Source organism: Actinomadura alba (assembly GCF_014323705.1).
GTDB lineage: Bacteria > Actinomycetota > Actinomycetes > Streptosporangiales > Streptosporangiaceae > Actinomadura_C > Actinomadura_C alba.
The window spans coordinates 18615-39562 of sequence record NZ_JABVEC010000007.1; the positions used below are offsets into that span (position 1 = coordinate 18615).

Here is a 20948-nt window from a genome sequence, read left to right on the forward strand (position 1 = left end):
TTCGGCACGGTAAGAGATGGCTGGGTACCTTTGCTCGCATGGAAACCCTGGCCGTCGCGCATCCGCTGGTCGCGCACAAACTCACCACGCTGCGTGATGTGCGCACCGACTCACCCACCTTCCGCCGGCTCGCCGATGAGCTGGTCACGCTCCTCGCGTACGAGGCGACCCGCGATGTCCGCGTCGTCGACACGAACGTGGACACTCCCCTTCAGGCCACCGAGGGCGTACGGCTCGCGCGGCCGGCGCCTCTCGTGGTGCCCATCCTGCGGGCCGGGCTCGGCATGCTCGACGGCATGACGAGGCTGCTGCCGACCGCCGAGGTCGGTTTCCTCGGCATGATCCGCGACGAGGGCAGCCTGCAGGCCCAGACGTACGCCACGCGGCTGCCCGACGACCTGTCCGGCCGGCAGTGCTACGTCCTCGACCCGATGCTGGCGACCGGCGGCACGCTCGCGGCGGCGATCCACCTGCTGCTCGCCCGGGGGGCGCGCGACGTGACCGCCCTGTGCCTGCTCGCGGCGCCCGAGGGGCTGAAGCATCTGGAGGACTCGTTCACCGGCATCGCGGCGCCCATCCGGGTCGTCACCGCGGCGATCGACTCCCACCTGAACGAGAACGGATTCATCGTGCCGGGGCTGGGAGACGCCGGAGACCGGTTGTACGGGGTGGTCTGAGCCGCACCTCGCTGGGGATCCCTTTAATCCGGCATGGGTTGATCACTGGATCACCGAGGGTAATGAACCGCTACGGAACGGCAGCGCCGTTCCCTCCGCCGCCGTGACCATCGGGGGCCTGACGGAGGGCGCCGACAAGGTGCGCGTTAGCGAGTTCGAGGAGCGTCATGGCCCACCCAGGGGGAAGCGAGCCGCCCGGTTACGAACAGGTGACCGCGGACCTCATCGAGGAGTTCACCGGGATCCACCCACCGGCGCTGGTCTCCCGCTGCGTCGCGGCGGCCCGGCACAGCTCCGAGGACGTGACCGGGTCGGCCACTCCGGAGCTGGTGCTGTGCATCGCCCGCAAGCACCTGCAGATCCTGGCCACGGTGGCCGCGGAGCGCCGGCGTCAGATCACCTTCGACAACACGCCTTGACCCGCTTTACCGGGCGCGGCCTCTAGTGTAGAAACAGAGCTGGGTCAGTGGGTCAGCACGTTTCAGGAGGCAGCCGTGCCCGCCAAGGAGTTCGTCCCCTGGGTGGCCACGGCGATCGTGCTGGGTCATTCCGTCCGACAGCCCGTATCGATCATCCCCGGCGTTGACACCGCCGGCCTCGTCTCGGAGATCGGCGCGCTGCCCGCCCTCGTCCGCGCTCCCGCCTCATGAGGCTGGTGACGCCCGGCGACTCCGCGCCGGCGTCGGTCAACCGGTATCTCCTCCCGCACGAGAATCAGGTCATCACGGTGCGCCGGCATCCGGCGGTGCTCATGCAACCGGTGGCGCTGGTGCTCGGCGGCCTCATCGTCGCCGGCGTCCTCAGCAACACGATGGCGGGCTCCGGGGGCGCGGCGGTCAGCTGGATTTGGTGGGCCTGGCTGATACTCCTCGGCTGGTTCGTCTGGAAGGTCGCCGAATGGTCGGTGGATTACTTCGTCATCACGAACCAGCGCATGATCCTCACCACCGGTCTCATCACCCGCAAAGTGGCGATGATGCCCCTGACCAAGGTGACGGACATGGGCTTCCAGCGCTCTATCACCGGACGCATCCTGGGCTATGGCGAGTTCGTCCTCGAATCCGCCGGGCAGGAGCAGGCGCTGCGCACGGTCGACTACCTGCCCTACCCCGAGCAGCTCTACCTCGAAGTCTGCGAAATGATCTTCCCCAACAAGAATCCCTCGGATGATTGACGAGGCCGCCCACATCCGATTCCGGTGGATCGGGGCGGCACGACGAGAACTGCAGGACTTTGTCCGCAATGCTTGGGTTACTCTCGATGTGAGTTGTGCCTCAGCATGCCATCATGTCGGAACCAGAGCCGCCTGATTTCTTCCGCTAAGTGAGTTCACATGCCGGGTCTAGGCAATGTCGGTGAGCGAGTCCGTGACCTGCGTCTGTCCAGGCGCCTGTCACAGGCGCAGCTGGCCGGGCATGACCTTTCTGACAGTTACATCTCGTTGATCGAGTCCGGCAAGCGCACCCCGACGCCGGCGGTGCTGCGACTGCTCGCCGAGCGCCTCGGCTGTACGGCCGAGTACCTCTCCGAGGGCATCGCGCCGGAGCAGCGGGCCCATCTCGAGGTCCGGGAGCGCCATGCCGACCTCGCGCTGCTGGACGGCCGGCCCGACGCGGCGCTGGCGGGTTTCGACGAGGTGATCGAGCACACCGACGACCCCGAGCTGACGGCGCGCTCCCGCTGGGGACGGGCGCGCGCGCTCGAGGCGATGGATCGCTTCGCCGAGGCGATCGGAGCCCTGGAGGCGCTGCGCGAGCAGGCCGAACGTGACCCTGGCCGGTCGAGCTGGCTGCCTCCCGTGATCTCGCTGGCGCGCTGCTATCACGCCGCCGGTGACCTCGGGCAGGCCATCGCCCTCGGCGAGCGGGCCCTCGCCCGGCTGCACGAGCTCGAACTCACCGTGGGGCAGGAGCACACCGAGGTCAGCCGGGTCTTGCTGCTCGCCTATGTAGACCGCTCCGAACCGGCCCGCGCACATGGGCTCGGCCGCAGCGTGCTGGTCGGCGCCGAGACGGCCGGCGCGTCGATCGCACTGGCCTACCAGCGGGCCAGCGCCAAGGCCCTTGAGGACGGCGACATCGGCGACGCGCTCTTCTTCGCCGAGCAGGCACTGGCGGCGCACGTCGAGGGAGCGCGCGCGGAGGCACACGCCCGGCTGCAGATGGCCGGGGCCAGGGCTCTGCTGCGGGGCACGGCGCCGTACGGCATCGGAGACGCGGTCGAAGGGAACGCGGCACAGGAGGCACTCGACCTTCTGCGCGCGTGCGCGCCCGCACTGCGAGGAGCCGAGGCGACCCAGTGCGCGATCGAGACGGCCAGGGCACTGGTGCTGCTCGACGAGCCCGCGCAGGCCGTCGACGCCGCCGAGCAGGCACTCGACCGGCTCGCCGGCGACTCCACCCCCGAGCTCGTGAACGGGACGCGGGCCCTCGAGACGGTCCGGGCCCGGCTCGTCCTCGCCCAGGCCCGCCTGGCGCAGGGCGACCGCACCACGACCTCGTCCGTGCTGCGCGCGGCCGCCGGCGAACTCGACCGGCTCACGCCCGGCCGGCCGACGGCGCACCTGTACCGGGAGCTCGGTGACCTGTACGAGTCCACCGGCGACATCAACGGTGCCACCACCGCCTACCGCCGGGCCCTCGAGGCCGCGGGCCTGCGGCCGATCTCGCGGGCGCAGAGCATCGCCTCCAACGCGGTCGGGCTGTAGGAGCCCTCGACCGTCGAGCGGCGCTCCCGCGCGGAATCTCGTGCGCGGACGCCGTGACGCCGCCTCCCGATGCGGTGGCCGTGTCCCCGCTCAGCGGTCCCGCGACCACCGCAGGCTGGGACGAAGCATTCATAAGGGGCCATAACATGGTTTAAGGGGATGGCCCGCTCGCCGGAGGGATCTTGGCTCCGCGTCGGTCCGCCGTGCGTTCCGGTCGGCTCGAACCTCTGGGCGGCCGATCGGCGGCGTTCGAATCGGGGGCGCGGACTGCACGGGACAGGATTCCTCCCGGGCCGGCCCCGGGGCCGCCGCCGCGCCGAATCGGCCCGAGGGCGAGGCTCGACCAGGGCGAGGCGCGGTTCAGCCGAGGGTGACGAGCGCGACGCCCGCCACCGCGACGGCGAGACCGGCCCGCTGGACGACCCTCAGCCGTTCGCTGTAGACCACGCGGGCCAGCAGCACGGTGACGGCGGGGTAGAGCGAGGTCAGCACGGCGGCGAGGCTGAGCATCCCCCGCTGGGCGGCCAGGTAGTACAGCGCGTTCCCGACGGCGTCGAGGACTCCTGAGAACAGCGCCAGTACCAGCGTGGTGGCCCCCGACAGGCGGCCGCCGCCCATGCGCCCGCCCAGGATCACGGCGATGATCAGGAGCAGCGCGACCCCGCTCGCCCGAGAGGCGACGAGCGGCCACAGACCGTTGCCGTCACCGGCCTCCTTGAGCATGGTGAAGAAGACGCCGAAGGCGAGACCGGACACGGCCGCCAAGAACGGTCCGCCGCCCATCAGCCGCCTGGACGTGACACGATCTCCGGCCCGCCCGCCGTCCTCCATGCTGACCATGCCGATGGCCGCCACGCAGAGCACGACGCCGGCGAGCACAGTGGCCCCGAGCCGTTCACCGCGCATGGTCCCGACGGCGACGGGCAGGATCGCGGCGGCCAGTGCGGAAACCGGTGCCACGACGCTCATCGGTCCCTGGGCGAGGGCGCGGTAGAAGGTGAGGATGCCGGTGGCTCCGGCCAGGCCGGCCGCGAGTCCCCAGGCCAGACCGCCGCCCGTCGGCGGCCCCGTGGTGAGGACGGCGGCGGCGGACAGGAGCACGAGGCCGACCGGCATGCCCAGCAGAAGGACCCTGAGCACACTCGACCGTCTCGAGGCCGCGCCACCGAGGAAGTCGGCGACACCGTAGCCGAGCGCCGCGCCGAGGCCGAGCAGTGTCACCATCACTCGGCCCCGGGACCGATGAGCCGGGTCTCGATCCGGACCTCCGGCGTGATCGTGCGCAGCCGTACGGCGAGTTCGCCGGCCGCCTCGCGAAGCGTTTCGAGGGAGTAGGGCTCCAGCCGCTCGAAGATGAACAGCGCGTTCTTGGTCGATTCGGTGATGCGGGTGCGGGTGCACTGCCGCCAGTTCCAGCGACGGCAGGTGACGCCCTCGTCGTCGCGCCAGACGACCTCGCCGGGCTCGGGGTGCTCGACCACGGATTCTCCACCGGCGACGGTGTCGAACACCTCGTCGCCGACCGCCCGTACGAGCCGGGCCGGGCCGAGGTAGCCGTCGAGGTCCTCGCCGCCCACCGGCAGCACGTACTCGACGCTGATCGCGTTGTAGGCGTCCACCACCCGGTTGATGGCGGGCAGCGCTTCGGCCCGCCTCAGCAACGCGTCCACGGAGGGGCGGGTCCGCTTCGGCTTGGCCCCGAACCCGCGGTACGCCTCCTGCCAGGCCGCCACGTGGGGGTGGTCTTCCGCGCGGGCGGCGCCGTCGCCGGCGATCCGCAGCCAGTCCGTGGACTCCGAGTCACTGGGGGCGTTGGCCAGCCCCTCGGCGGTCATGAGCAGAGCGGCGAAGTCCGGGCGGAGACTCCTCACCGCGTCGTCGACCGAGATCTTCTCCAGCATGCTGACATCCCCTCACCGGACGGTCATCTTAATGCAACCTGCGGTGCATCATAACGACCGATCGGCTGCCAAGCCCGTCGGGGCCACCTCGCAGCGGCCCTACTGTTGTCGCAACCGGGTGGGACGCCGGCGGAGCGGTGTCCTTGGGACGGCGACCAGGAGGCGTGGTGAGGGATTCGGAGCCGGTCGGCGAGGCGGTGGCACGGACCGTACGCGCGCTGCGATCCGAGCACGGATGGAGCCTCGACCAGCTGGCCCACCGGGCCGGGGTGAGCAAAGGGATGCTCGTCGCGCTCGAGCAGGGGCGTGGCAATCCCAACCTCGGCACGCTGATCCGCATCGCGGACGCACTGGGCGTGCCGCTGACCCGGCTGGTCCAGGTCGAAGAGGAGCCGCCGGTACGGGTGTTCTCCGCGGACCGGCACGTCGTCCTGTGGCGCGGACCCTCCGGCGGCCAGGGAAAGCTGCTCGCCGGCAGCGACCCGCGCCCGTCGATCGAGCTCTGGTCATGGGAGATCAGGCCCGGCGAACCGCACGAGAGCGACGCGCACATCCCCGGTACCCGTGAGATCGCCTATGTCGAGCAGGGGACCCTGACCCTCACCGTCGACGGCAGGTCCCATGTGATCGAGGCAGGGGCCGCTGTGGTGTTCGCCGGAGACCGGCCGCACTCGTACGGCAATGAGCACGACGAGGTGTGCCGCTTCATCCTCGCCGTCATGGACCTTTGAGGCCACGGCGCAGGTGACGCGCCGTTCCAGGAACCGGCGATGCGTACGCAATCGTTGAGGTGAAGGGCGTCACGACGCCTTTTCCCGTCACGACCCGTCGCGCACGGGCAGCCGACCATCGGGAGGGCCACGGACGGTGAGCCAGAGCAGAGCCCTCAGACCCTCCCGCGTGCTGGGCGCCACCATGCTGCTGGGCGACGGAACGGCCGGCTGGACGGCGGTGCCGGCCGAGGTCTCCGAACCGCAGTACCTGCTGAACGACGTGGCGGCGTCGCCTTCGGAGGCGTGGGCGGTCGGGCAGGCGCAGGACCATCCGGTGATCGCGTACTGGGACGGCTCGCACTGGACGGCGGCACCGGCCGAACGGCCGCCCGGGGCCGTCGGCGCTGGGCTGCTCGGTGTGGACGTGGCCGCCCGGGGGTCCGCCATCGCCGTCGGCGGTGCCTACGACCGGCTGGCCGGCGAGGAGATCCCGCTGGTCCGGCACTGGGACGGGGCCCGGTGGAACACCGCGGAGCTCGACGGCGGCCACGTGCTGACCGGGGTGACGATGCTCTCCGCCGCGGAGGCGTGGGCGGTCGGTCATGGAACCGGCCCGGGCGACGGGCGGCCCGTCCCGGTGGCGCTCCACTGGACCGGCGACGGCTGGACCCGCGCCGCGACACCACCGATCGCCGGCGGCCGGCTGCTCGCCGTCGCGGGTACCTCGCCGCGGGACGTCTGGGCCGTGGGCGCGTCGGGCCGGGACGCGCTGATCCTGCACTTCGACGGGCACGACTGGAACCGGGTGCGGAGCCCGGCCGGGTCGCGGCCGCTCACCGACGTGGTCGCGTTGTCGCCCTCCGACGCCTGGGCCGTGGACGGCGGCGGGGTGCTGTGCTGGAACGGCCGGTCCTGGCGGCGTATGGACACCCCGCCGCTCACGTCGGCGAACACCATCAGCGCACTCGCCCCGTCGGACATCTGGGTGGCCGGCGCCGGCGGTGAACTCGCGCACTTCGACGGCCGGACCTGGAGCCGGGCCGGCTCGCCGCCACCGCTGGGCGAGGCGGCCGTCTGGCTCGGCTCGGCCTCGGCGGCACCCCACACGATCTGGATGGTGGGAACCCGGCAGACCGCCGACGTGTCCGCGCCCGCCGGCCGGCACACGTACGCGACCGACCGCGGCGAGACCTGAGACCCGCCGGCAGCTCGGCGCTCAACGCTCAACCGCCCGGCACTCACCGCCCCACCGCCCGGTACCCGGTGCTCAGCCGGTCAGCCGCTCCGCCGCTCACTCGCTCCGCCGGTCAGCCGCTCAGCCGCTCAGCCGCTCAGCCGAACGGACATGACCAGATAGCGGTAGCCGGGCTCACCCCCGCCGGAGCCCGCCGGAGCCGCAGGCGGGTCGCCGGCCGCCCGCTCCCCCGCGTCACCGGACCCGCCGGTGATGAGCGCCGCCCTGGTCGCGCCGGCGCAGTCGATCACCGCGGTCTCGCTGTCGAGCCCGGCCAGCCCGTCGAGCAGGAACTTCGGATTGAAGGCGATGTCGACATCGTCCCCGCCGAGCCGGGCCGGAAGTACCTCGCTCCCCCGGGCGGCATCGCCGCTCGCCGCGCGGATCCGTACCTCGCCGGGGGTGAAGGCGAGCCGGACCGGGGTGGCGCGTTCCGCCACGAGCGCCACCCGCTTGATCGCCTCGATGAACGGCGCGGTGGGCACCTCGGCACGCGACGTCCACTCGCCGGCGAGCCGGGACCGGTAGTCGATGAACTGGTCGTCGAGGAGCCGTGTCGTCATGCGCCGCCCGCCGCTGTCGATGCCCATGAGGGTGTCGCCGACACCGTCCAGCGAGATCGCCGCCTCGGTGCCGTGCCGCAACGACTTGACCGCGTCGGCGAGGGCGCGCGCCGGGACGACGGCGGTGGCCGTGAGGCCGGGTCGCGCCGGTGTCCAGGTCAGGTCGCTCGCGGCGATCCGGTACCGGTCGGTGCAGGCCAGCCGTACCGTGTCGTCGTCGATGTCGACGCGCACGCCGGTGAGCATCGGCAGCGTGTCGTCGCGGCTCGCGGCGACGACGACCTGGGCCACCGCGGTCGCCAGCAGACCGCCGTCGACGGTGCCCGCGAGCGCCGGTTGCCCGGGCAGGGTCGGGTAGTCCTCCACCGGCATGGTCAGCAGCCCGAACTCCGCGCTCCCGCACGTCACTACCGCTTCGGCGCCGTCGGTGGAGATCTGCACGGGATGTGGGGGAAGGCTGCGCACGATCTCGGCGAGCAACCGGCCGGGCACCAGGACACGACCCGGCTCGGCGACGTCGGCGTCGACCGTCACCCGCCCGGACACCTCATAGTCGAAGCTCGACAGCGTGAGCCGGTCGTCGGCCTCGATGAGCAGCCCCGCGAGCACGGGAAGTGTGGGACGGGCGGGCAGCATGCGCGCGGCCCATGCCACGGCATCGGCCAGCACATCATGATCGACCCGGATCTTCACTCGGCCCGCCTTCCGTCGGGAGCACCGGCCCTCAGAACGTTATGCGGGGGTGCCGACAGAACCGGCCGGGTCTCAATGGCCGCCGCCCTGCCGGTTGAACGGCCGGCGCAACGCGACGACGTCAAACGCGCCGAGGCGTGGATCCGGGCCCGCGCGGGGTACTTTCGACGCGAACATGTCGCGGGTGTTCCTCGTCGGCGACTCCGCCGGCGGGCACATCGCGACGAACATCGGCACGCACAGGCGAGCGAACATCCGCTACCGCGGCGTCGTGGGATTCAGCCCGTCGCGGATCCACGGCACCGTGGGCCTGTGGAGCAGCAACCGGTGGGACGCCGGCGCAGCCGGTTGTAACCCGCCGACACGGTGGACAACAACGGCCCCGGTCCCTCCGCTTCGAGAGGATCGGGGCCGTTCCGCTGTGCGCCACACCCGCCTATCGATCTTCCAGCGCGGGTACCGTCCCCCATACCGGGACACAAGAGAGGAGCCCACCATGGGTGGAAGGCACGCAGGCGATCCGAAAGACAAGCCGTACGAGCCCCCCAAAGATCCGCCGAGTAAAGACACCCCACCTCCCGGCGGCGGTACGAGAGGCAAGTAGACGGTGACGCAACCACCCGACGTCTCCGCACGCATTGACGCCCTCGCGAACCGCCTCGCCGCCCCACCCGAGTGGCGGCGGGCCATGCACCAGGCACCACGGCACCTGTTCCTGCCAGAGTCCATCCTGGCCGGACCACCAGGCGGCCCAGACGGGCACATCGACCACACCCAAGACCCCAACGGATGGTGGGACGCCGCCTACTCCGATGCCGCGATCGTCACCCAGCTCGACGACGGCGCAACCGACATCAGCGCGGGCGCCGGCGACTACACCTCCTCATGCTCCGCCCCCACGGTCGTCATCGAGTTCCTGAAGCTGCTGTACGTCCACGACCACCAGCGGGTTCTGGAAATCGGCACGGGCACCGGATGGACAGCTGCGCTCCTGTCCGCCCGCCTCGGTGCGGACAACGTCATCTCGGTCGAGGTCGACGCCACGGTGGCCAAGCAGGCAGAGATGAACCTCCACGCCGCAGGCTTCGCCCCACACCTCGTCGTCGGCGACGGCACGGACGGCTGGCCGGAAGGTGCACCCTACGACCGCGTGCACGTCACCTGCGGCGTGCGAGACATCCCGTACGCCTGGGTAGAGCAGACCCGCCCAGGCGGCATCATCGTGCTGCCCTGGTCACCAGGGATAGCGTTCGGCCACCAGGTCCGGTTGGACGTGCAGCGCGACGGGACAGCGATAGGACGGCTCACCGGGTCGGCGGGCTACATGCTGCTGCGCTCTCAGCGGCCAGCCGCCGGCGCATGCGAGGGGGATGCGGCGACGTCAACGACCGCGGTGGATCCACGCTCGATCGTGTGGGACTCGTACGGCGTGGACGCGGCGCTCGCTGGCCAGCTCCCAGGTGTCCTGCTGCGTGAGGACCGTAGGGACGACGGATCTGTCATCCTGTGGTGCGCCGATGCCGATGGGTCGTGGGCGACCGCCGAATACCAACCAGGTGCGGTGGAGTTCCCGGTGATACAGCATGGAGATCGCTGTCTCTGGGATGAGGTCGAGGATGCCTACTTCCGGTGGCAGTCCTGGGGCAGGCCGGTGCGTGACAGGTTCGGCCTAACGGTCCTTCCTGACGGGCAGCACATGTGGTTGGACAGCCCGGCGAACGTGGTCGTGACGACCTGATTCGCCTACCCAGGGCATGCGTCCCATCGCATTCGCAAACGCCCCGCCCTCCTCCGGGAGGTAAGGTTCGTCGTGCGCAGGGTCAGCCCTCTCGGTGATCGGATCGGACAAGGTTGTCGGGCGAGTCGAGGTAGATGTACTGGCGGTCGGGAGTGATCGCGAGACCGAACCGTCCGGTGGCCGGCCGCCCGATCTCCTCCCACCACCTGTAAGCGGCCTCGATCTCTGACCAGAGTGCGCGCGGCCCGTGCCGGCGCACCTGGTACGTGGAGGCGCCGTCGGTGACGTCGACGCGCGCCCAGGACGGGCCAGAGAATGCCCAGAAGGTGAAATCGTCGCTTCCGTCGTCGGCGTCCGAGAACCTCACGCTCACGTCGGGCAGCCGAAGTCCGACCGCGAACTTGGCGTCGTAGTCGTGCCAGGCGACCGCGTCCGGATGCAGGGTCGTGGTCGACTCGGCCGCGTCCGCCGGTTCGGTCGGCGGCGTGGGCCGCACGGCGCGCTGGGCACGCAGCCACATGAACGCCACGGTGTTGTCGACGAACGGGCCGTGCGCCGCGCCGTGCTCGTCGACCGTCAGGCGGGCCAGTGCGCCGTTGTCATAGGCGTTGCCCCAAGGGGTGAGGATGGCCCCACCGGGCCGGATCTGAGCCACCCACGCATAGGGAACGGCACGTGCTGACGCGGAGGCGATGACCCGGTCGTACGCCGCGCAAGGCGTTGTTCTTATCCTTGCTGCCGTCTCGCTCGTCTCCGCCCGTACCGTGCCTGCCCATCTGCTTTCTCCATTCGTTTCTCTGCTCTGATCAGTGCCGCGCGCCGCGCTTGGGCCCAGGGCGACGGCGGCGTCAGTGCAGTCGGCACTCCGCCGTGGCGACGACGGCCATGGAGACGTACGACGAGCCACCGGTCAGCCAGAACCCCCACGAGATGTCATTGCCGCACTGGAGGTCATGGAGCGCTCGGCCGAACCGCATCTCGTCCGGGATGTCGAGGGCCTGGGCGCCGAGTTGCGGCACCGCTCGCTCGTACTCGCGTCGTAGCCACGCGACCGCGTCGTCGGGCGTTCTCGGCGACTTTCGGATGATGCGGTCCGCCTTGCCGAGCCACTCGCGGATGACGGTGGGTGGGAGCTCGGTGGCGGGGTCGCGCCGGGCCGCATCGTTGGCGATCATGCGCCCGTCGCCGGTCCAGGAGTAGCAATGCCAGTGATATCCGAGATGCGTCCAGTCCTCGCGTGGCGTGCGCCAGTACTCGTGGTCGAACGCGGGCAGCGTCATCCATGCGGTCCTATCACGGGGACAGGCCCCGCGGGCGAGGGGCGGGGCCTGTCGGTTGGAAAGTCAGCCGGTGACCGTGTCGCGCATGATGTGGAACTCTCCGCGCCGGACGCCGACGAGGAAGTCGGCCCATTCCTGGTCGGTGTATTCGACGGTGCGGCCCTCGGTGTCGCGCAAGGTCACTCCAGTGGGGGTCTGTGCGACCTCCACGCAGCAACCGCCGCATCCGTCCGAACAACGGCTCGAGGTGTGGAAGTCGAGCGCGGGCGTTAAGGGGGACGTCGCGCCGTGGTCCATGGTTCCTCCTTCGTTCGCCGCCCGACACCGTGCCGGGCGGAGCTGGGGTCAGGCCGGTACGGGGGCGAGCCAGAACCCGATGCGGTGCCGCAGCGGTGCCCACCGGCCGGGCCTGCGGCGGTGTGGTGGCGATGGCGCGGCGGCGCCGGACCTGCCTCGTCGGGGGGTGGACGAGGGAGTCGACGGCGCCGCCGCGCTCATCAGCAGGGGACCGTACGACCCAGCGCCCGGGGACGGTACGCGGACCGTACGGCCGATCGGGGGTGGTTGGTTCCGTGTGAGGTTCGAGAGTTGCTCGGCAAGGTCCGCCGCGGTGTAGCCCTCGACGAACCCGGCGCGGTCGACCAGCGCCCAGTAGTGCCCGGTGTACTGGCCAAACCAGATCGGGATGCCTGCGAATCGTTGCCGGAGTGCTGCAAGGGCAGCAGGCGGATGGTCCGGGCTGAGGTACAGGGGCATGGTGTCACTCCTTCCATGCGTACGGGCGGGCGCGCTCACCGGCAGGGACGGCAGGTCGGGCCAGGAGACGCCCACGGCTACCACCGGTCCGTCAAGCTGGATGCCGCAGTGCGCGCCTGGCGCTCCTTGTGGGTCTGAAGGTCCTCGAACCCTGCGGCGAACGCCTCGGGCGGGATGGCGTCGCCGATGGCGTGGTCAGGGTCGGAGTACCGCGGCCGCAGATGAGTCCATGCGGACGGCGGGGAAACCTTGTCCCACACGACACGCCCGCGACGGAACCGGCCGCGGGCGATCAGGCCCTCGTACACGTACGCCGTGCGGTGGTAGCTCAGGCACACCCGGTGGATCAGGCCGCGCGATCCGGCCGGGGCGGACGCGAGCGCGTCCACAACTTCGCGGCACGCACGGTAGTAGTCATCGGCGACGCCCACGGCGCCGACGCCACCGGCCTCGGTCACCACGGTCCACGAGTACAGGCGAGGTGGTTCCCGACTGGATCGTGCCCGCATCGCTGTCATGGCGGCGACGCTAGGTGGGTCGGAAAGCGCGACTCAATGAGTGTGCAGGAGTGTGCAGTAGTTCAGCCGAGCGCGTCGATCGCCGCTCTGATGAGCGCCCGCGCGGGCTCGCCATGAACAGCCATCGCGGCCAGTTCGGCGAACGCCTGGGCGTACTCGGCGACCTCCCGAGGCTGCGTGATCGTCAGGTAGCTGGACACCAACTCGACATTCACCTGTTCCTCATCAAAGATCCAGAATCCCTCGACCGGCCACCGGTCGCGTCCGGTGCCCATCGGGATCACGCCGAGGCTGACGGACGGCAGAGACGAGCAGGTGATGAGGTGGTCGAGTTGTCCGGCCATCGTGCCGCGATCGCATACGGCCGACCGCAGTACTGACTCCTCGATCAGCAGCGCAAACCGGTGGTCTCCCTCGTGCAGTACGCGCTGACGTTCCATCCTGGACGCCACTGCCTCGTCGACGTCGTCGGGAAGCCTCTGTCTCCGCATGATCGAGCGGAGGACGGCGGCCGTATACGCCCGGGTCTGGAGCAGACCCGGCACCAGCCACGACGAGTAGGCGCGGAAATGCCGGGTCCGCTCATACAACGGCAGCCGCGACTCCATCTGACGGCGCAAGCCGGCCCGGTGAAGCCGCCGCCACTCCACATACATCGAATCGACCGCACGCAACGACGCGATCAAATCACCCGCCTGATCGGCAGCACCGCATAGATCGCACCATTCGCGGATGTCCGCAGCAGACGGCGACGTGACCGCGTGCTCGAGCTTGGAGACCTTCGTGCGATGCCATCCCGCCGCCGCGGCCAGTGCTTGCGCAGTGAGGCCGGCCTCGGTGCGGATCTCGCGGAGCCGATCCGCGAGCGCTTGCCGCGCCTGCTGGACAATGGACGACGGCGAGGTCGGCGAAGGCACGGAGCGAGGCGGGTGTCAGGCCGGCCGGTAGTCCTCGTGATCGATGCCGTGTTCCCAGACTGCATCGAACGCCGAGGCGCAGAGTTTGGCCGTCGCCGCATCGTCGGTCGTCTCGACGCCCGTGGGGCGGCCGTCACCGTCGAAATGGTTGAACAGTACGAGCTGCCCGTCGACAAGCCAGAAGTCGTTGCCCGGCAGCACCAGATGCGATGCCCGGCGGCGCGGTAGCCACCGCAGCCCTTCGCCGGCCGCGACGTTGGTGAACGCGTACGAGTGCGAATACCTGATGTACTCGCTCACCGGCTCGGAGACAATGCGTGCCCGGCGTACGTCAACGCCGCGGGCGACGGTCTCGGCGATCAGATCCAGCCACGGCCGCCACCACGAGCCACGGTCGGCAGGGTCGTATCGGTGGCCGGCTCGCCACGCCGCGATCCTCTCCTGCTCGGAATCCACGGTGTAGACGTCGCGCATCTCCAGGTGTACCGCCGAAGTCACGGCCGAACGCAGCAGGTCACCGTAGGTCGGCACCGCCACTGTTCACCTCCGGAAAGAACTGCATCATGCGGGCTGGAAACCGCATCGTCACCTCGCCCGGGGGATCCGCGCCGACGTCTGTGCGCGTCTCCGCATCGGCGATGACCCAGCCCCGTAGGACATAGTCGCCGGTAGCCGGGTCACGCCACACCGTCGGCGACCCGCCGTCGTCAGATTCAGGGTCTCCGCCGAGGAACTCTAAAGCCATGCTCGTCTCCTTCGCGGGGGGTGTGCACCGGAGTGCACTTGCGACTCTCGCCCACTCCGGTCGGGTGGTCAAGGGAAACCAGGACGAACGACGTCACACGCCTGCCTCCGCGGTCTTGACGGGTCGGAGGGCGCGTCGTGCGGTCGCTCAGCGGTCGAGCCGCGAGGAGGTCTCGCCGACCAGCTCGTGCACGAGCGATGTCAGCTCGGGGCGGTTGTGCAGCAGATCTTCAAGGTGCGCCCGCCAGACACCGGTCTCGGCGTACGACGCGTCCTCGGCCTGCAGGCGGATGCGCGTCTCGGCCAGCCTGAGCTGGTACATGACGCCGAGATACCGCCCCACGGGGTCGCTGGGTCAGGGCTGCGCGGCCGGACCTCGACGTCGACGAGTTGGGGTAGCGGATGGAGAGAGAGGCTGATGTGACGCCTCCGCTCCTTGGTTCAGGCGACGCGGGTGTCGTACGTCGCGCGGTTGGCGAGCACATCGTCCATGTGCATCTCGGCCCAGGTTTTGAGGCCGCGCATCATCTGGTGCAGTGAGAGACCGAGGTCGGTCAGCTCGTAGGAGACCGTGACGGGCACGGTCGGCGTCGCGGTGCGGGTGATCAGGCCGTCACGCTCCAAGGAGCGCAGCGTCTGAGTGAGCATCTTCTGGCTGACGCCGGCCAGCAGACGGGCCAGCTCCGAGTAGCGCATCGACCGGGGCTCACCGGCGCAGTCGGCGCCTAGCTGATGTGAGCCGTCGCTGCCCAGCGCGGCCAGGATCAGCGTGACCCATTTGTCGGAGATCCGGTCGAGCAGCTTGCGGCTTGGACATGCCGCCAGGAAAGCGTCATATTCCGCCTTGGCCTGTGCCCTCTTCTGGCCCGCCGTCATCGTTGCCATCGACCGCTCCTCTGACCCGTGGGTGCCTTACGCACTCCGAAGTGCCTACTTCCCGTCAGGAAGCTAGATACCAATACTGATGCAAGGAGCCGTTAGGCGCCACCACCCAGCTCAACACGAAAGTCAGAGGTATGAGCACGCTCTCCACTTCGCTTCCCGGCGGCACCTGGACCCTGGGCGACCTGACCGTCACCCGGTTCGGCTACGGCGCTATGCAGCTCGCCGGCCCCGGGGTCATGGGTCCGCCTGCCGACCACAACGGCGCACTCGCCGTCCTCCGCGAGGCCGTCGACCTCGGAATCACCCACATCGACACCAGCAACGCCTACGGACCGCGCGTCACCAACCGGCTGATCCGTGAAGCGCTGCACCCATTCCCCGAATCGCTGCACATCGTGACCAAGGTCGGCGCGACCCGCGACCAGCAGGGCGGCTGGCCCCCGGCCCGACAGCCCGAAGATCTGCGCCGCTCCGTCTACGAGAACCTTGAAACCCTCGGCCTCGAGGTGCTCGACCTGGTCAATCTCCGGCTCGGCAACGCCGAGGGACCCCAACCCGGCTCGCTCGCTGAGCCGTTCGAGACGCTCGTCGAACTCCAGCAACAGGGCCTGATCCGGCACCTCGGCGTGAGCAACGCGACGGCGGAACAGGTCACCGAGGCACAGGCGATCGCGCCGATCGTGTGCGTGCAGAACATGTACAACCTCGCCTTCCGCCACGACGACAAGCTGATCGACGAGCTCGCCGAAGAGGGCATCGCCTACGTGCCCTTCTTCCCGCTCGGCGGCTTCAGCCCACTGCAGTCCTCGGCGCTCTCGACCGTAGCCGCCCGGTTGGATGCCACGCCGATGTCGGTCGCCCTAGCCTGGCTGCTGCAGCGGTCGCCGAACATCCTGCTGATTCCCGGCACCTCATCGATTGCGCACCTGCGCGAGAACGTCGCCGGCGCGGGACTCTCGCTCTCCGACGAGGAGCTCGCCGAGCTGGACAAGATCGGCCACTAGAGTTCGGTGCAGTCGCCCTTGGGGCGTGTCGATCCGGCGCAGGGAAGGATCTCCCGGATAATTCCGGAGGGGAAGTCCGGCGCTGTAGAGGTCCTGGATGAAGGCGACCTGGCGTGCGGCATCCTCGCTGTAGTCGCGGTATCCGTTGGGACGCCGGTGGCTGGTGAGGAGGCCCTGTCTCCGGACGAGATTGACAGATTGCCGATGCACCACACACAGCAGCTCAGGTTGCGTCACTTCATTGAGGGCCGAGAGCATCCTTATCTCGGTTGAGCCCTCGCACGAGTTCCATCGTGTAGCTGGTCGGCGCTGACGAGCGCCGATGCCGTGTCCACCGGCGGATGAGCGGTGCAACCAGGTCTTTCGTACCCGCGATCCCTCCCAAGGACAGGTCGTTCGTCTACTTCAGCGACCCGGACGGCAGCGCGTGGGCCGCACAGTAGCTTCCTCCGCGTTTGCCGGCCAGAAGCGCGCGTCGTACGGTCGCTCAGCGGTCGAGCCGCGAGGAGGTCTCGCCGGCCAGCTCGTGCACGAGCGATGTCAGCTCGGGGCGGTCGTACAGCAGATCCTCCAAGTGCGCCCGCCAGACACCGGTCTCGGCGTACGACGCGTCCTCGGCCTGCAGGCGGATGCGCGTCTCGGCCAGCCTGAGCTGGTACATGACACCGAGATGCCGCCCCACGAGGTCGCTGAGCCAGTAGTAGGCATCGGCGTTGGCGGCGGCGACGAAGACGCGGGCACCTTCCCACGCGACGCGCGGTCGGTGCAGGACGCTCATGGCTGGACGGTAGCCCGCGCCGCCATTCCCGACAAGACCTGATCACGCACCCGAATGCGGAACCCGGGAAGGCGAAGGTGAAAAGGATTCAGATATCTCTTGACCGCCTCTCTACTCGAGGGTAACAATCCGGTTGGCGCCGCTCCGAGTCAGTTCTCCACCCCCTCCCCGAGGAGCCGACCATGAGCGCACGCGTCCGTTCCCGACGCGCTCAGGCGGTTCTGGTCGCGTTGATCGTCGTGTTCAGCATGGCGATGCCGCACCGAGCCGCCACCGCCGCCGACTTCTACACCCCGCCCTCCCCCCTGCCCGCCGGCAAGTCCGGGGACGTGATCCGGTCCGAGCGCATGAACTACAAGGCGACCGTTCCGGCACTGGCCCGGGCGTGGCGCGTGCTCTACCTGTCCACCTCGGCGACCGGCCGGCAGATCGCCGTCTCGGGCGCCGTCATCGTTCCGATCCTGCCGTACGGCGGGCCACGCCCGATCATCGGATACGCCCCCGGCTCACACGGCCTCGGCGACCAGTGCGCGCCGTCCCGGCAGATCGACGCCGGCACCGATACCGAGGCGTCACTGATCTCGCTGCTGCTGGGCCGCGGCTGGGCGGTCGCGGTGACCGACTACGAGGCCCTCGGAACGCCCGGCGACCACACCTACATGGTCGGCCCGTCGGCCGGCCATGCCGTCCTCGACGTCATGCGGGCCGCCACCCGGCTGCCGGACGCCGGCCTCAGCGCGTCCGCGCCGATGGCCGTCAGCGGCTACTCACAGGGCGGGTCCGCCGTCGGGTGGGCGGCGCAGATCCGCGGCGACTACGCCCCCGAGCTGCCCATCAAGGGCATCGCCGCGGGCGGGACGCCGGCCGACCTGAACGCCGTGGCCGCGAATCTCGACGGCGGCCCCGAGGCCGGTTACGTGCCCATGGCGGGCGTCGGCTTCGACGCGGCCTACCCCGAGCTGCCCTTCGAAGAGCTGCTGACGGCCGAGGGCAAGGCACTGTTCGCCGACATCCGTGACGACTGCCTCTCCGAGATCCAGGGCAAGCTCGCCGATCGCCGGATGAACGAGTTCACGACCGTACCGGACGTGCTGGAACTCCCCGCGTGGCAGGCGCGGCTGGCCGAGAACAAGCTCGGCGGCGCCACTCCCGGCGTTCCGATGCTGCTCTACCACGGTCTCCTGGACGTGACGATCCCGATCGCGCAGGCCGGCACCCTCCGCCGCACCTACTGCTCGCGCGGCGTCTCGGTGCAGTGGAACGTCTATCCCGCCGACCACGTGGGCACGGCGGTGCTCGGGTCCATCCCGGCCGGCAACTGGCTGTCCGACCGGCTGGCCGGCCGCGGCGCGCCGAGCAACTGCTGACCTCCGACCGGGTACGGACAAGCGGCCCGCGGCCGGGTGTGGCACGACACCCGGCCGCGGGTCACGCTACGACGTGAGCGAGACGGTGCTCGTCCCGCGGCAGGACGCCATCCGCTGGACCGTCTCCCGGCTCACCTCGTCGTGGATGCTCGCGACCTCGGCCAGCGCCGTCGTCCGTCCACAGCCGATGCCCACGTATCCCGGTTTCGCACCCCCGAATCGGGTTTCGGAACGTCGGCATTGACCTCAATGTTGCTTGAGGTCCTAGCGTTCGTCCTGTTCACGACGCGCCGGTCCGACTCCGGCACCCGGGTTCAGGAGGATTCGTGCGGAGAACGGGACGGCGCGACCAGGTCGCGCTCATCGTGCTGGCCCTGCCCGCGCTGCTCGCCTCGCTTGAGCTGACCGTCACGCATCTGGCGCTGCCCGCCCTCACCAGGGATCTGCGGCCGAGCGGCGACCAGTTGCTCTGGATCGTGGACGTCTACCCGTTCCTGCTCGCCGGATCACTGATCACCATGGGCGCTCTCGGCGATCGCATCGGCCGCCGCCGACTGCTCCTGATCGGTGCGGCCGCGTACGGGATCGCGTCAGTGCTCGCCGCCTACGCGCCCACGGCCGAGACGCTCATCGCGGCCCGCGCCCTTCTCGGGATCGCGGGATCGACCCTGATGCCGTCCACGCTCGCCCTGACCGCCACGATGTTCCCCGAGCCGAGACGGCGCAGGGCCGCCATCGGTGTGATCGTCGCCAGCGTGTCGGGGGGCACCGCGCTCGGGCCGCTGATCGGCGGAAGGCTGCTGGAGAGCTTCTGGTGGGGCTCGGTGTTCCTGCTCGGCGTACCCGTCATGGTGCTGTTGCTCGCCGTCGGGCCGGTGCTGCTGCCGGAACACCGCGACCCGGGGGCGGCGCGGCTCGACCCGGTCAGCGTGGTGCTGTCACTCGGCGCGGTGCTGCCGATGGTCTACGGCCTCAAGCGAATCGCCGTCGACGGGCCCGAGCCGGTGCCGCTGACGGCGATCGCCGCCGGGCTCGCAGTCGGCGTTGTTTTCGTCCGCAGGCAGCGTGCGCTGCCGCACCCGCTGCTCGACCTCGGACTGTTCACCGACCGCGTCATCGCCGCCGCCGTCGGCACACTGGCGCTCGGCATCTTCGTCCTGTGGGGCTCGAACTATGCCATCGCCCAGTATCTCCAGCTCGTGGAGGGGCTGTCGCCGCTGCGGGCCGGCCTGTGGACGGCGCCCTCGGCCGCCGGCGTCATCGCCGGATCCACGATCGCGTCCCGCATCCGCCGGGTCGGCCCGGGTACGGTCATCAGCGCCGGGCTGGCCCTCTCGGCCGCGGGATTCTGCGTGCTCACCCAGGTCGGCGTCGACTCCGGGCCGACCGTCGTGGTGATCGGATCGGTCATCGTCTCGGCCGGGCTCGGCCCGATGATGGCCCTGGCGACCGACCTCGTCGTGGGCGCGGCCCCGCCCGGGCGGGCGGGAGCCGCCTCGGCCATCTCGTCCACCGCGCCGCAGCTCGGCGGAGCACTCGGCATCGCGGTGATCGGAAGCGTCATCACCGCCGTCCACCGCCACGGGGCGGCGGACGCCGTACCGGCGGGCCTTCCACCCGAGACCGCACACGCAGCGCACGACACCCTCGGCGGTGCGGTGGCCGCCGCCGACATGCTCCCGGGCCCGATCGCCGCCGAACTCCTGCACACGGCCCGGATTGCCTTCGCCCAGGGAATGCGGCTCACCGCCGCGGGCAGCGCCGTGCTCATGGTCGCCACTGCCATCGTCACCGCGTTCCTGCTCCGGCGGTCCCGGCCCCGCCATGAGGAACCCGAACCGATGGCCGGCCCACCGGCATCGGGAAGCCCCAGCCGATGACACGTCCACTCAGAAAGGAACCGACCATGCCCGGAGAACCGCTTCAGCTCGCGGTGTTGATCGGCAGTACCCGAGAGGGCCGGTTCGGCCCGACGGTGGCCGACTGGTTCATAGGCCAGGTTGAGCAGCGCGGCGACCTGAAGGTCGATCGCATCGACCTGCTCGGCACCGAGATCCCCGGCATGGACTTCACGACGCGCGTCGGCCTCGCGGACGCCTTCGTCGTCGTCACGCCGGAGTACAACCGCGGCTACCCGGGAGAGCTGAAGTGCGCCGTTGACTCGGTGAAAGAGCAGTGGCGCGCCAAGCCGGTCGGTTTCGTGTCGTACGGCGGGAGGTCGGGCGGGCTGCGGGCGGTCGAGCAGCTTCGCGCCGTCTTCGCCGAGCTCCACACGGTCACGGTCCGCGAGACGGTGAGCTTTCACGGCGCACGGGGCAACTTCCACGACGGCGGCGAACCCCGCGACACCGAGGCGGCCAACGCGGCGGCCGCCGGGCTCATCGCCCAGCTCGCGTGGTGGGCCGACGCGCTCCGCGAGGCGCGAACGTCCCGGCCCTACCCCGGCTGATCACTGCGATCGCGGCCCACGGTG

The 20948-nt window shown here is 70.2% G+C and carries 27 protein-coding genes; 12 read left to right on the forward strand and 15 right to left on the reverse strand.

Going from position 1 to position 20948, the window contains the following annotated elements; translation table 11 throughout:
* The first annotated feature begins 38 nt into the window (after positions 1–38).
* The 5 genes from upp to HKK74_RS11420 all read left to right on the forward strand — a co-directional run bounded on the left by upp (position 39) and on the right by HKK74_RS11420 (position 3384).
* On the forward strand, positions 39–677 hold the full coding sequence (gene upp / locus HKK74_RS11400) for a uracil phosphoribosyltransferase (RefSeq protein WP_187243126.1): 639 nt from the start codon (positions 39–41) through the stop codon (positions 675–677).
* A gap of 167 nt (positions 678–844) precedes the next feature.
* Entirely contained in the window at positions 845–1096 is a 252-nt protein-coding gene (locus HKK74_RS11405) for a hypothetical protein (protein WP_187243127.1), read from the forward strand.
* A gap of 75 nt (positions 1097–1171) precedes the next feature.
* Entirely contained in the window at positions 1172–1327 is a 156-nt protein-coding gene (locus tag HKK74_RS11410; protein ID WP_187243128.1) for a hypothetical protein, read from the forward strand.
* Positions 1324–1851 carry a PH domain-containing protein gene (locus tag HKK74_RS11415; RefSeq protein WP_187243129.1) on the forward strand — a complete coding sequence of 176 codons (528 nt, stop codon included), beginning with the start codon at positions 1324–1326 and terminating at the stop codon, positions 1849–1851. Before HKK74_RS11410 ends, HKK74_RS11415 begins: the two co-directional genes overlap by 4 nt.
* 159 nt (positions 1852–2010) lie before the next feature.
* On the forward strand, positions 2011–3384 hold the full coding sequence (locus tag HKK74_RS11420; RefSeq protein WP_187243130.1) for a helix-turn-helix domain-containing protein: 1374 nt from the start codon (positions 2011–2013) through the stop codon (positions 3382–3384).
* 360 nt (positions 3385–3744) lie between these two features.
* Here the strand turns inward: HKK74_RS11420 and HKK74_RS11425 are convergent, their stop codons facing one another.
* Together HKK74_RS11425 and HKK74_RS11430 are read right to left on the reverse strand one after the other, a co-directional pair.
* Complete coding sequence (locus HKK74_RS11425; protein WP_187243131.1) at positions 3745–4608, reverse strand: EamA family transporter; 864 nt, start codon at positions 4606–4608, stop codon at positions 3745–3747.
* Complete coding sequence (locus tag HKK74_RS11430; RefSeq protein ID WP_187243132.1) at positions 4608–5285, reverse strand: B3/B4 domain-containing protein; 678 nt, start codon at positions 5283–5285, stop codon at positions 4608–4610. The genes HKK74_RS11425 and HKK74_RS11430 overlap by 1 nt, the downstream gene beginning before the upstream one ends.
* A 167-nt stretch (positions 5286–5452) precedes the next feature.
* Here HKK74_RS11430 and HKK74_RS11435 point away from each other — a divergent pair, with 167 nt between their 5' ends.
* Entirely contained in the window at positions 5453–6016 is a 564-nt protein-coding gene (locus tag HKK74_RS11435; protein WP_187243133.1) for a helix-turn-helix domain-containing protein, read from the forward strand.
* A 136-nt stretch (positions 6017–6152) separates the two neighbouring features.
* On the forward strand, positions 6153–7193 hold the full coding sequence (locus tag HKK74_RS11440) for a WD40/YVTN/BNR-like repeat-containing protein (protein ID WP_187243134.1): 1041 nt from the start codon (positions 6153–6155) through the stop codon (positions 7191–7193).
* Positions 7194–7321: 128 nt separating this feature from the next.
* Here HKK74_RS11440 and dnaN read toward each other — a convergent pair whose 3' ends face one another.
* A complete protein-coding gene (gene dnaN, locus HKK74_RS11445; RefSeq protein WP_187243135.1) occupies positions 7322–8488 on the reverse strand; it encodes a DNA polymerase III subunit beta in 1167 nt (388 codons plus the stop codon).
* Positions 8489–9095: 607 nt separating this feature from the next.
* Between dnaN and HKK74_RS11455 the strand changes: the two genes are divergently transcribed.
* Positions 9096–10226, forward strand: coding sequence for a methyltransferase domain-containing protein (locus HKK74_RS11455; protein ID WP_312881420.1), 1131 nt, complete (start codon positions 9096–9098; stop codon positions 10224–10226).
* Between the two features lie 82 nt (positions 10227–10308).
* Here the strand turns inward: HKK74_RS11455 and HKK74_RS11460 are convergent, their stop codons facing one another.
* The 10 genes from HKK74_RS11460 to HKK74_RS11505 form a co-directional block, all read right to left on the reverse strand.
* Positions 10309–11133: a methyltransferase domain-containing protein gene (locus HKK74_RS11460; protein ID WP_187243137.1), complete on the reverse strand. Its 825-nt coding sequence runs from the start codon at positions 11131–11133 to the stop codon at positions 10309–10311.
* Positions 11075–11506: a hypothetical protein gene (locus HKK74_RS11465; RefSeq protein ID WP_187243138.1), complete on the reverse strand. Its 432-nt coding sequence runs from the start codon at positions 11504–11506 to the stop codon at positions 11075–11077. Before HKK74_RS11465 ends, HKK74_RS11460 begins: the two co-directional genes overlap by 59 nt.
* 63 nt (positions 11507–11569) lie before the next feature.
* Positions 11570–11803, reverse strand: coding sequence for a DUF397 domain-containing protein (locus HKK74_RS11470; protein WP_187243139.1), 234 nt, complete (start codon positions 11801–11803; stop codon positions 11570–11572).
* Between the two features lie 48 nt (positions 11804–11851).
* Positions 11852–12262 carry a hypothetical protein gene (locus HKK74_RS11475; protein ID WP_187243140.1) on the reverse strand — a complete coding sequence of 137 codons (411 nt, stop codon included), beginning with the start codon at positions 12260–12262 and terminating at the stop codon, positions 11852–11854.
* 77 nt (positions 12263–12339) lie between these two features.
* Positions 12340–12780: a hypothetical protein gene (locus tag HKK74_RS11480; protein WP_187243141.1), complete on the reverse strand. Its 441-nt coding sequence runs from the start codon at positions 12778–12780 to the stop codon at positions 12340–12342.
* Between the two features lie 62 nt (positions 12781–12842).
* Positions 12843–13697 carry a DUF5753 domain-containing protein gene (locus tag HKK74_RS41355; RefSeq protein WP_187243142.1) on the reverse strand — a complete coding sequence of 285 codons (855 nt, stop codon included), beginning with the start codon at positions 13695–13697 and terminating at the stop codon, positions 12843–12845.
* Positions 13698–13712: 15 nt separating this feature from the next.
* The gene (locus HKK74_RS11490; RefSeq protein WP_187243143.1) at positions 13713–14234 is read right to left on the reverse strand and encodes a DUF6879 family protein; all 522 of its coding nucleotides are present in this window, start codon (positions 14232–14234) and stop codon (positions 13713–13715) included.
* Entirely contained in the window at positions 14212–14442 is a 231-nt protein-coding gene (locus HKK74_RS11495) for a hypothetical protein (protein ID WP_187243144.1), read from the reverse strand. Before HKK74_RS11495 ends, HKK74_RS11490 begins: the two co-directional genes overlap by 23 nt.
* 147 nt (positions 14443–14589) lie before the next feature.
* Positions 14590–14763: a hypothetical protein gene (locus HKK74_RS11500; protein WP_187243145.1), complete on the reverse strand. Its 174-nt coding sequence runs from the start codon at positions 14761–14763 to the stop codon at positions 14590–14592.
* Positions 14764–14882: 119 nt separating this feature from the next.
* Positions 14883–15326, reverse strand: coding sequence for a winged helix-turn-helix transcriptional regulator (locus tag HKK74_RS11505; protein ID WP_187243146.1), 444 nt, complete (start codon positions 15324–15326; stop codon positions 14883–14885).
* 131 nt (positions 15327–15457) lie between these two features.
* Here HKK74_RS11505 and HKK74_RS11510 point away from each other — a divergent pair, with 131 nt between their 5' ends.
* The gene (locus HKK74_RS11510) at positions 15458–16330 is read left to right on the forward strand and encodes an aldo/keto reductase family oxidoreductase (RefSeq protein ID WP_187243147.1); all 873 of its coding nucleotides are present in this window, start codon (positions 15458–15460) and stop codon (positions 16328–16330) included.
* Between the two features lie 487 nt (positions 16331–16817).
* Here the strand turns inward: HKK74_RS11510 and HKK74_RS11515 are convergent, their stop codons facing one another.
* Positions 16818–17108 (reverse strand): hypothetical protein, encoded by a 291-nt coding sequence (locus HKK74_RS11515; protein ID WP_187243148.1) that lies wholly within the window; start codon positions 17106–17108, stop codon positions 16818–16820.
* Between the two features lie 182 nt (positions 17109–17290).
* On the opposite strand from HKK74_RS11515, the gene HKK74_RS11520 reads away from it, so the two are divergent.
* The gene (locus tag HKK74_RS11520) at positions 17291–18475 is read left to right on the forward strand and encodes a lipase family protein (RefSeq protein ID WP_187243149.1); all 1185 of its coding nucleotides are present in this window, start codon (positions 17291–17293) and stop codon (positions 18473–18475) included.
* Between the two features lie 66 nt (positions 18476–18541).
* On the opposite strand, the gene HKK74_RS40790 is transcribed toward HKK74_RS11520, so the two are convergent.
* Complete coding sequence (locus HKK74_RS40790; protein ID WP_281397734.1) at positions 18542–18670, reverse strand: hypothetical protein; 129 nt, start codon at positions 18668–18670, stop codon at positions 18542–18544.
* Between the two features lie 131 nt (positions 18671–18801).
* On the opposite strand from HKK74_RS40790, the gene HKK74_RS11525 reads away from it, so the two are divergent.
* Positions 18802–20355: an MFS transporter gene (locus HKK74_RS11525; protein ID WP_187243150.1), complete on the forward strand. Its 1554-nt coding sequence runs from the start codon at positions 18802–18804 to the stop codon at positions 20353–20355.
* 26 nt (positions 20356–20381) lie between these two features.
* Positions 20382–20924, forward strand: coding sequence for an NADPH-dependent FMN reductase (locus tag HKK74_RS11530; RefSeq protein ID WP_187243151.1), 543 nt, complete (start codon positions 20382–20384; stop codon positions 20922–20924).
* Positions 20925–20948 lie beyond the last annotated feature (24 nt).